The 9,650-nt window shown below is 73.9% G+C and carries 7 protein-coding genes (1 of these 7 cut by a window edge); 2 read left to right on the top strand and 5 right to left on the bottom strand.

What is annotated here, in order from left to right:
* The 3 genes from FHR36_RS17000 to trpS form a co-directional block, all read right to left on the bottom strand.
* Positions 1–369, bottom strand: the 5' end (the start) of a protein-coding gene (locus FHR36_RS17000) for a nucleoside/nucleotide kinase family protein (protein WP_253798058.1). The gene continues 408 nt to the left of window position 1, outside the view; the window shows 369 of its 777 coding nt (coding positions 1–369); it begins with the start codon at positions 367–369; its stop codon lies off the left edge, out of view.
* Positions 370–379: 10 nt separating this feature from the next.
* The gene (locus tag FHR36_RS16995; protein WP_253798057.1) at positions 380–1,366 is read right to left on the bottom strand and encodes a S66 peptidase family protein; all 987 of its coding nucleotides are present in this window, start codon (positions 1,364–1,366) and stop codon (positions 380–382) included.
* 194 nt (positions 1,367–1,560) lie between these two features.
* Positions 1,561–2,643, bottom strand: coding sequence for a tryptophan--tRNA ligase (gene trpS / locus FHR36_RS16990; RefSeq protein ID WP_253798056.1), 1,083 nt, complete (start codon positions 2,641–2,643; stop codon positions 1,561–1,563).
* Between the two features lie 389 nt (positions 2,644–3,032).
* Between trpS and FHR36_RS16985 the strand changes: the two genes are divergently transcribed.
* Positions 3,033–3,674 carry a hypothetical protein gene (locus FHR36_RS16985; RefSeq protein WP_253798055.1) on the top strand — a complete coding sequence of 214 codons (642 nt, stop codon included), beginning with the start codon at positions 3,033–3,035 and terminating at the stop codon, positions 3,672–3,674.
* Between the two features lie 106 nt (positions 3,675–3,780).
* On the opposite strand, the gene FHR36_RS16980 is transcribed toward FHR36_RS16985, so the two are convergent.
* Positions 3,781–4,320, bottom strand: a complete 540-nt coding sequence (locus tag FHR36_RS16980) for an NUDIX hydrolase (protein ID WP_301330380.1) — start codon at positions 4,318–4,320, stop codon at positions 3,781–3,783.
* 193 nt (positions 4,321–4,513) lie between these two features.
* Between FHR36_RS16980 and FHR36_RS16975 the strand changes: the two genes are divergently transcribed.
* Entirely contained in the window at positions 4,514–5,455 is a 942-nt protein-coding gene (locus FHR36_RS16975; protein ID WP_253798053.1) for an ATP-grasp domain-containing protein, read from the top strand.
* A gap of 140 nt (positions 5,456–5,595) precedes the next feature.
* Here FHR36_RS16975 and FHR36_RS16970 read toward each other — a convergent pair whose 3' ends face one another.
* The gene (locus FHR36_RS16970; protein ID WP_253798052.1) at positions 5,596–9,465 is read right to left on the bottom strand and encodes an ABC transporter ATP-binding protein; all 3,870 of its coding nucleotides are present in this window, start codon (positions 9,463–9,465) and stop codon (positions 5,596–5,598) included.
* Positions 9,466–9,650 lie beyond the last annotated feature (185 nt).

Below are 9,650 nucleotides of genomic sequence, written 5' to 3'. Positions count from 1 at the left end.
GTCGAAGCTCTCCGGCGAGCCTTTCCGGGCGCGGAGGCCGAGGCGGTCGAGCTGGGCGTTGGAGAGGTGGAATCCGTCGAGCGGCAGGTACGCGGCGGTGTCGGGGCCCTCGTGGCGGTTGACCTCGGCGACCAGCCGGTGAGCGAGGGTGGACTTCCCGGCGGCGGGCGGGCCGGCCAGGCCGAGGACGGTTCGCCCGATGCCGCTGCCGCGCCCGTGGAGCAGGCGCAGCGCGTCCGCGACGAGGGAATCGACGGTGGCGAGCGAGTCGAGGGGACGTCCGCCGACAGCCAGGGGCGACGCCGATGCCGTCTCTGGCACGGTGGCGGGGTCGGGGTGGCTGCCGTGGAGGGTTCCTTCGTCCTGCATGCGGCGCACCCTACTCAGCGTTCGGCGGCGTGAGAACCGGAGCGTCCAGGGTCAGGGTGCCGGCGTCGGCGTCCAGGACGGCCGCGACGCCGAGGGGAACGGTGAGGCTGGTGGGCGAGTGGCCGAAGCCCAGTTCCCAGACGATCGGGACGCCCAGCGGGCCGAGACGGTCAACCATGACCTGGCGCACCTTGTCCAGGGGACCGCAGCCGTCCCACGAGCCCAGCGCGATGCCGGCCACGCCGTCGAGCGTCCCGGAGCGGACCAGCTGGGTGAGGACGCGGTCGAGGCGGTACGGCTGCTCGTTCACGTCCTCGAGGAGCAGGACGGTGCCGGCGAAGGAGGGCCGGGCGGTCGGGGTGCCGAGTTCGGCGGCGAGCAGGGACGCGCAGCCGCCGGCCAGGATGCCCCGGGCGCGTCCGGGGATCAGGGCCTCGGCAGTGGGCGAGGTCAGCACGGTGGTGGTCTCGGGCTCGAAGAGGGTGCGGCGGAGGTGGTCCGCGGTGGGCCCGTCGGTGGTGAAGACGAAGCCGGCGGCGAGCGGGCCGTAGAGGGTGGCGACGCCGAGCCGGGTGGCGACCGCCTCGTGCAGGACGGTGATGTCGCTGAAGCCGACCAGCGTCTTGGGCGGGGCGGTGCGCAGGACGTTCCAGTCGATCAGGTCGACCATGCGCTGGACGCCGTAGCCACCGCGGACGCAGATCACGGCGGCGACGGTGGGGTCGAGCCAGGCCTGCTGGAAGTCGGCGGCGCGGTGGACGTCGGCGCCGGCGAGGTAGGCGTGCTCGGGGTGGATGTCGCGGACGTGCGGGAGGACGACCACGTCGAGGTCCCAGGAGCGGAGGATCTCGATGCCGGCGGCGAGGCGGTCGCGCTCGACGGCTCCGCTGGGGGCCACCAGCGCCACCCGATCACCGGGGACCAGGCGGCGCGGGCGGACGGCCTCCCGGATGGTGTCGGTCGGGGCGGTGGCGCGGACGGGTACGGGCTGGGCCATCGTGTGGTTCCCCCTCGTCGGTGGTGTGCTGCGGGTGTGGTGGAGCGGCTGTCCCCGTCGGCCGGTGCGGGTCCCCGTCGGCCCGTCAGGTCGGCGGCCGAGGAAACCGCTCGACGCGAGACGGACCAGGCGGGGACGGCCGGCTGTTCACGGCATTCCCACCTGCCACAGGTGGTGCCCACCGCGTTTCGTACTCACACGGTGCCCATGACGCTCCGGACCTCGGCGAGGGTTGCGTCCGCGATCGCGTTGGCGCGCTCGCAGCCGGTCCTCAGCACCTGGCGCAGGTGGGCCCGGTCGGCGGCGAGTTCGGCGCGGCGGGTGCGGAGCGGGCGGAGGTGCTCGTTGACGGACTCGGTGACGAGCCGCTTGAGCCGGGCGGCTCCGCCGTTGCCGATCTCCTCGGCAAGGTCCTCAGGGCTCCGCTCCTGGCAGAGGGCGGCGAGGCGGAGGAGGTTGGCGACGCCAGGGCGGCGCTCGGGATCGTAGGTGATGTGCCGGTCGGCGTCAGTGGTGGCGCCGCGGATCAGCCGGGCGGTCTCGTCCTCGGTGGCGCCGAGCGCGATGGCGTTGCCGCGGCTCTTGCTCATCTTGGTGCCGTCGGTGCCGAGCAGCAGGGGTGTCTCGGAGAGCAGGGCGCACGGCTCGGGGAAGACGGGTGTGCCGTTGCCGTAGCGGTCGTTGAAGCGGCGGGCGATGGTGCGGGCGGTCTCCAGGTGCGGGAGCTGGTCCTGGCCGACGGGGACCAGGTCGGCCTTGCAGAAGAGGATGTCGGCGGCCTGGTGGACGGGGTAGGTGAACATCAGTCCGCTGACGGTGTTCTGCCGGGAGTGGGTGATCTCGTCCTTGACGGTGGGGTTGCGGCCGAGTTCGGCGACGGTGACCAGGCTGAGGAAGGGCAGCAGCAGCTGGTTGAGGGCGGGCACGGCACTGTGCGCGAAGATCGTGGCGCGGTCGGGGTCGACGCCCGCGGCGAGGTAGTCGAGGACGAGGTTCTCGGCGTGCTCGGCGCAGCGGTCGGCGGTGTCGCGGTCGGTGAGGACCTGGTAGTCGGCGATGACCAGAAGCAGTTCGAGTCCCTCGGCCTGGAGTCGGACGCGGTTGCGCAGGGTGCCGAAGTAGTGGCCCAGGTGGAGCGGTCCGGTGGGTCGGTCACCGGTGAGGACCCTGGTACCGGCGGAGCCCCCGCCGAGCGCGGCGGCGGTGGCGGTGACGGTGGCGGCAGTGGGCTCGGTGGTGCCGATGGTGCGGGTACGAGTGCGGGTGCTGGTCTGCACGGGGTTCTCCTCGGGTCCGGGAGGGGGCGGATGGTCGGTCGTGGTGCGACCGTCCGCCGGTACCGGCCCGTCCGCCGTCCCGTCCGGGAGAGCTCCGAGGTGAACTCCCGTGAACGCAGCAGGGCCGCCCGTACGGACGGCCCTGTGGTCATGCGTGGGGTGCGGCCGTCCCTAGGACGGCCGCCAGCACAGGCATGACGTGAGCTTCATGGGCCCAAGCGTAACCCCGCGGGCAGCGCACGGGCGACCCATCAGCGACCCGCCGACGACCTGCCGGCGACTCGCGGGCGGCCCGGAAAGGCTTGGGACCCACGGGTGGTGACGGCGTCTTGGACGGTCGCCGTGCGGTGCGGGAGGATCATCCGGACCACACCGGGAGGACCGCCGCCATGACCGCGCTCGACCAGACCCCGTCCGACGGATCGGCGGCACCGCAACCGCTGGAAGCGGTGACCGGGACCGGAGCCGTACGGCCGAGGCGACTGCGGCGCCCGACACCGTCGCGGCGGCTGAGCCGGGTGCACGGGCAGCCCGGGCAGCGCGGACCGGGCGCGGCCGGTGCCGCGGCGACTCCCCCCGCGGAGCCGGTGGCCGGGACGCCCGACGCCACGGACGCCATGGACGCCACGGGCGAAGCGGGCGGCAGCGCGGTGCCGATGGGTGTGCTGATCGGCGGTTCGGTGGGCCGTCCGGGCCCGGCCGGGCCGGGCGGCGGGGGTGCGGCTCGGCGGGTCGCGGTGGAACTGGTCCGGGCCGGCCGCGGGACCACGCAACTGGTGCTGCCGGAGTGGCGCTCGGCGATCGCGATCTCCGTACCGACCGAACAGCTGCTGGCCTCCACCGGGCTGCGACTGGACGCGCTCGGCGCGGCCCGGCTCACCGTGCTGATCAACCCGGACGCGCTGCACGACCGCGAGCTCGATCTGCGCGAGTGGCAGAGCGAGCCGGAGCCGGACGAGGCGCAGTCCGGTCGGCGCCGGGGACGGGGCCGCGCACGGCCCCCCGCCCACCGGACGGCCGCGGAGCAGTGACGCACCGGACTCCGCTGGCCCATCGGTGGAGCCGGCGGAGCCGGTGGAGTCAGCGGCGCCAGTGGGGTCGGTGGCGCCAGTGGGGTTGGCGGAGTCGGCAGAGCGGTCAACGCCCTCCGGCGGGGGTGCCGTTCGGGACGTAGCCGAGCTCGACCGCCTCGACGCCCGTGGTGTCACCGGTCAGCCAGCGGTCGCGGACGGCGGCGAGCAGTTCGGGCAGCTGCGGGGGCCAGAGCGGGTCGGCGTCCGCGGCGGTGAGGTCGTCGGGGGTCCACCAACGCCACTCCAGGATGCCGTCCGTCCGGTGCACCGCGCTGACGTCGCCGTGTGGGCCGCGGAGCGGGCCGGTGGCCAGGTAGATGTGCTCGTGCTGCCGGACCGGGATGCCGTGCCAGGTGAAGTCGTGCTCCCAGGTGCAGAGCAGTGGGCCCGGTTCGATGTCCGGCCAGCCGGTCTCCTCGCGGAGTTCGCGCCCGGCGCCCTCGCGTGGGGACTCCCCCGGTTCGAGGCCGCCGCCGGGCATCGTCCAGTGGACGCCCACCTCGCTGTTGTCGGAGCGGAGCAGGAACACCTCGCCTCCGGGGGCCAGCACCACGGTCCGTGCCGCTTGCCGCGGCTTCCGCCCGGCGGTTCGCCCGCCACCCATCCTCGGAATACGCATCCGCTCACCCTCGCAGAGCACGGTCGGACTGTCGATCGCATTCCACCGCCCCGGGAACCGGCGGCCGTCGCCCGACCCACCGAGCAGCCCGCCCTGCCCCGCCCCGAACCGGAGAAACCGCGTGCGGCACGCGGAAATTCGGGCATCGCCGCAGGCGGGAAGCCCTACGCTGGGCGCCATGCCGCAGCCCGCGATCATCGTGCCCGCCGACCCGCTCGCCCCCCGCCGCCCGGATCCGCACTTCGCGCTGGAGGCCCGGACCGTCCGCGAGTTGGGCGGAGACGTGGTCCTTCTCGACCACGACGCGCTGCTCGGCGGCGACGCCAAGGAGGCGGTGCGGCGGGTGCCGAGGGGTCGCGGTCCGCTCTGGTACCGGGGCTGGATGGTGCCCTCCGACGCGTACGCCGACCTCGGCGAGGCGCTCGCCGCCCGCGACTGCACCCTGCTGACCACGCCGGCCGGGTATCGCTCGGCTCACGAACTCCCCGGCTGGTACGGGGTGTTCGAGGGTGCCACGCCGAACAGCGTGTGGCTGCCGTGCACGTCGCCGGGTGCTCCGCCGGACGCGGCCGCGCTGGCCGGGGCGGCCGAGCTGCTGGGCGGGCGCGGGCCTGCGGTGGTCAAGGACTACGTGAAGTCGCGCAAGCACGAGTGGGCTGAGGCGTGCTTCGTCCCGGACCTCGCCGATCCGGCCGGGCTCGGACGGGTGGTGGCGCGGTTCGTCGAGTTGCAGGGGGACGACCTGGCGGGCGGGGTGGTGCTGCGGCGCTATGAGGAGTTCGTCCGCGACGACGGGGGGCGGGCGGAGGAGGCCCGGGTGTGGTGGCTGGACGGCGAGGCGGTGCTGGTCGGACCGCACCCGGACACCCCGCAGCTCGCCGCCGTACCCGACCTGACCGCCGTCCGTCCGCTGGTCCGGGCGCTGGGGTGCCGCTTCGTCACCACCGACCTCGCCCGCCGCGCGGGCGGGAACGGTACAGGCAGCGGCACCAGAACCGGCGGCGGGAACGATGACGACGGCCGGCAGTGGCGGGTGGTCGAGGTCGGCGACGGCCAGGTCAGCGAGCTGCCGCGCGGGGCGGACCTGGCGGCCCTGCTGTCCGCGCTGCTCGCGGCATAGCCGACCGACGCCGACACCGCAGGCCCGACCGGCGCAGACCCAGACGCAGACGCAGACGTAAACGCAGCGGGCCCGACCGAGCAGACGCAACGGGCCCGACCGGACATCCGCCGGTCGGGCCCGCTCCGCGCCGGGCGGCGTCAGCCGCCGACCGGTGCCGGGTGGTGGTGGCCCTCGGCGATGAACGCCTGCCACAGCGCGGCGTACGCGCCCTCGCGGGCGAGCAGTTCGCCGTGCGTGCCGTCCTCGACGATCCGGCCGCGGTCGAGGACGACGATCCGGTCGGCGCGCTCGGCGGTGCTGAGCCGGTGGGCGATCACCAGCGTGGTGCGCCCTCCGCTCAGCCGCTCGGCGGCGCGGTTGACGGCGGCCTCGGTGGCGAGGTCGAGGGCGGCGGTGGCCTCGTCGAGCAGCAGGATGTCGGGGTCGACCAGTTCGGCGCGGGCGAGGGCGATGAGCTGGCGCTGGCCGGCGGAGAGGTTGCGGCCGCGGGGGGCGACCTCGTGGCGGTAGCCGTCCGACAGCTTGGTGATCATCTCGTGGGCGCCGACCGCCCGGGCGGCGGCCTCCACCTCGGCGTCGGTGGCGTCGGGGCGGCCGTACGCGATGGAGTCGCGCACCGTGCCGGCGAAGAGGTAGGCCTCCTGCGGGACGACGCCGAGCCGGTGCCGGTAGCCGGCCAGGTCGTACTCGGTGAGGTCGGTGCCGTCGACCCGGACGGTGCCGCCGGTGGCGTCGTAGAACCGGGCGACCAGCTTGACCAGCGTGGACTTGCCGGCGCCGGTCTCGCCGACCAGGGCGACGGTCTGGCCGGCGGGGATGTGCAGGTCGATGCCGGTGAGCACGTCGGGGCTGCCGGCGCCGTCCTCGGTGCCCGCACCGCCGTCGACGGCGTTGTACGCGAAGGCGACGTTCTCGAAGCTGATCTCGCCGCGGAGCTTCTCCACCGCGACCGGCTGCTCGGCCTCCGGGGTGGAGGTCGGGGTGCGCAGCAGCTCGCGGATCCGGCCGAGGCCGACGGCGGCCTGCTGGTAGCCGTCGAAGATCTGCGACAGCTGGTTGACCGGGGCGAAGAACAGGTCGATGTAGAGCAGGTAGGCGACCAGGGCGCCGATGGTGAGCGAGCCGGAGTCGACCCGGGAGGCGCCGACGATCAGCACCAGGGCGGAGGCCACGCTGGAGAGGAACTGCACGAACGGGAAGTAGAGCGAGATGTAGAACTGGGCGCGGGCCCGGGCGTCGCGGTAGGCGAGGCCGCGCTCGACGAAGCGGTTGGTGTTGGTGGACTGGCGGCGGAAGGCCTGGACGATCCGCATGCCCGCGACGTTCTCCTGGAGGTCGGCGTTGACCGTGCTGATCAGGTCGCGGGAGATCTGGTACTGCTGCGCGGACTTCTTGCGGAACACCAGGGTGGCGATGATCAGCAGCGGCAGCACCGCGAAGACCGCCAGGGCCAGGCCGGCGTCGATGATCAGCAGGGCGGCGAAGATGCCGAAGAAGGTCAGCACGCTGACCACGGCGGTGACCACGCCGGTCTGCAGGAAGCTGGAGATGGAGTCGACGTCGGTGGTCATCCGGGTCATGATCCGGCCGGTCAGCTCGCGCTCGTAGTAGTCGAGGCCGAGCCGGTTGAGGTGGGCAAAGATCTTGAGCCGGAGGGTGTAGAGGACGCGTTCGCCGGTGCGGCCGCTGACCCGGGTCTCGGCGGACTGCACCAGCCAGTCGAGCAGCACCACGGCGAGAGCGAGCAGCGCGGCGACCGCGACGCCGCTGATCGCGGCCTTGCTGACGCCGTCGTCGATGCCGTGCCGGATCAGGATCGGCAGGGTGAGGCCGGCCGCGGTGTCGAGGGCGACCAGCAGCAGGGCGAGGCCCAGCGGGCCGCGGAAGGGGGCGAGCAGTCGGCGCAGGTTGAACCGGGGGTCGCCGGCCTCGGCCTGCTCGACCGGGATGTCCGGGGTGTCGGTGGCGGCCGGCAGTGCGGCGACCTTGGCGAGCAGCTCGGGGGTGGCACCGGCGGCCTTCGCCCCGCCGCTCCCGGCTGCGCCGGCGACAGCCACGGCGGCAACGACGCCGGGGGCGGCCCCGACAGCGGCACCGACCCCAGCCACGGCACCGACACCTGCGGTGGACTCGTCCTCGGCCTCGACCGTCCGCTCGGGTGCGGCCAGCGCGTCGGGGTCGGTGATCAGCGCCCGGTACTGCGGACAGCGGGCCTCCAGCTCCTCGTGGGTGCCGAGGTCGACCAGCCGGCCGGCGTCCAGGACGGCGATCCGGTCGGCGAGCTGGAGGGTGGAGCGGCGGTGGGCGATCAGCAGGGTGGTGCGGCCGGCCATCACGCTGCCCAGCGCGTCGTGGATCTCTGCCTCGACCTGCGGGTCGACGGCGGAGGTGGCGTCGTCGAGCAGCAGGATCCGGGGGTCGGTGAGGATGGCCCGGGCGAGCGCGATGCGCTGGCGCTGGCCGCCGGAGAGGGTGAGGCCCTGCTCGCCGACGCGGGTGTCGTAGCCCTCGGGCAGCTCCCGGACGAAGCCGTCGGCCTGGGCGATCCGGGCGGCGGCCAGGATCTGCTCCTCGGTGGCCTCGGGGTGGCCGTACGCGATGTTGGTGCGGACGCTCTCGGAGAACAGGAAGCTCTCCTCGGGGACGGTGCCGATGGCGGCCCGGACCGAGTCGAGGGTCAGCTCCCGCAGGTCTTGGCCGTAGAGGCGGACGGTGCCGCCGGTGGGGTCGTAGAAGCGGGGCACCAGCTGGGCCACGGTGGACTTGCCGGAGCCGGAGGAGCCGACCAGGGCGAGGGTCTCGCCGGGGGCGATCCGCAGGGTGAGCCCGTCGAGCACGGGGGCGGTGCTCCGCTCGTCGTCGGGCTCGTCGCCGCGGTAGTGGAACTCGACCCCGTCGAGTTCCAGGGCGGGGGTGCCGGGACGGGTGTCGGCGAGGTCGAGCGGGTGGGCGCCGGGGGCCTCCTGGACCAGCGGCCGCTCGTCGATCAGCTGGAGGACGCGCTCCACGCCCGCCCGGGCCTGCTGGCCGACGGTGATCACCATGGCGAGCATCCGGACCGGGCCGGTCATCTGGGCGAGGTAGGTGGAGAAGGCGACGAAGGTGCCGAGCGAGACGTTTCCGCGGACGGCCAGCCAGCCGCCGAAGGCCAGCACCGCGACCTGTCCGAGCGCCGGGATCGTCTGCATCGCGGGGTTGTAGCGGCTGGTCAGCCGGATCGAGCGGAGCCGGGCGGCGAACAGGCCGCGGGAGACCCCCTCCAGCTTGGCCCGCTCCTGCGCCTCCTGACCGAAGCCCTTGACTACCCGGACGCCGCCGACGGCGGCGTCGACCACCCCGGCCACCGCGGCGGCCTCCTGCTGCGCGGCCCAGGTGGCCGGGAACAGCCGCTTGCGGCTGAGCGTGGCGATCCACCACAGCGCGGGGGCCATCACCAGCGCGATCAGGGTGAGCGGCAGCGACAGCCAGAGCATCACCGCGATCGACATGCCGAACATCAGCGCGTAGCCGGTCATCATCGGCAGCATCGACAGCAGCCCGTTGATCAGCTGCAGGTCGGAGGTGGCGCGGCCGACGACCTGGCCGGTGTCGAGCCGGTCCTGCCGGTGGCCGTCCAATGCGGTCAGCGAGCGGAACAGGTCGGCCCGCATGTCGTGCTGCACGTCGAGGGCCAGCTGACCGCCGTAGTAGCGGCGGACCTGGGTGCAGAGGAAGACCACGGCGGCCGCGACCAGCAGCAGCGCGGCCCACGGGGCGAGCGAGCGGGTGTGGGCGGTGATCACGTCGTCGATGATCAGCTTGGTGATCAGCGGGACGAGGGTGGTCACCGCCATGCCGACGAGCGAGGCCCCGAAGGAGAGCAGCACATTGCGGCGGTAGCGCCAGCAGTACCCGGACAGCCGGCGCAGCCAGCCGGCCTCCGCTCGGGCCGGTGCCGACTCCGCCGGACGTGCGCGACCGTCGCTGCTCCGGGACAGCTCCGCAGTAGAACCGTGAGTCTCAGGCATATTTAGGGATACTAACCATTCGGCCGGGCGGGGGCATCGGTAATTGGCCGCACGGGTGTGCGGCAGGTCCGTACGGGAAGCTCAACCACGGCGGGCGCCGCTTGCTTCCCGCCTCCATCGTGCGCGAGAGGCCGGGCCGGCGCACCGGTCGGGCGGCCCGGTCGGGGTCGGTCGCCGGCCCTACT

The sequence above is a fragment of the Kitasatospora cinereorecta genome (assembly GCF_024172095.1).
Classification (GTDB): domain Bacteria; phylum Actinomycetota; class Actinomycetes; order Streptomycetales; family Streptomycetaceae; genus Kitasatospora; species Kitasatospora cinereorecta.
The sequence above is the reverse complement of the archived record's forward strand: the minus strand, read 5'-3'. Positions and strand labels throughout refer to the sequence as shown.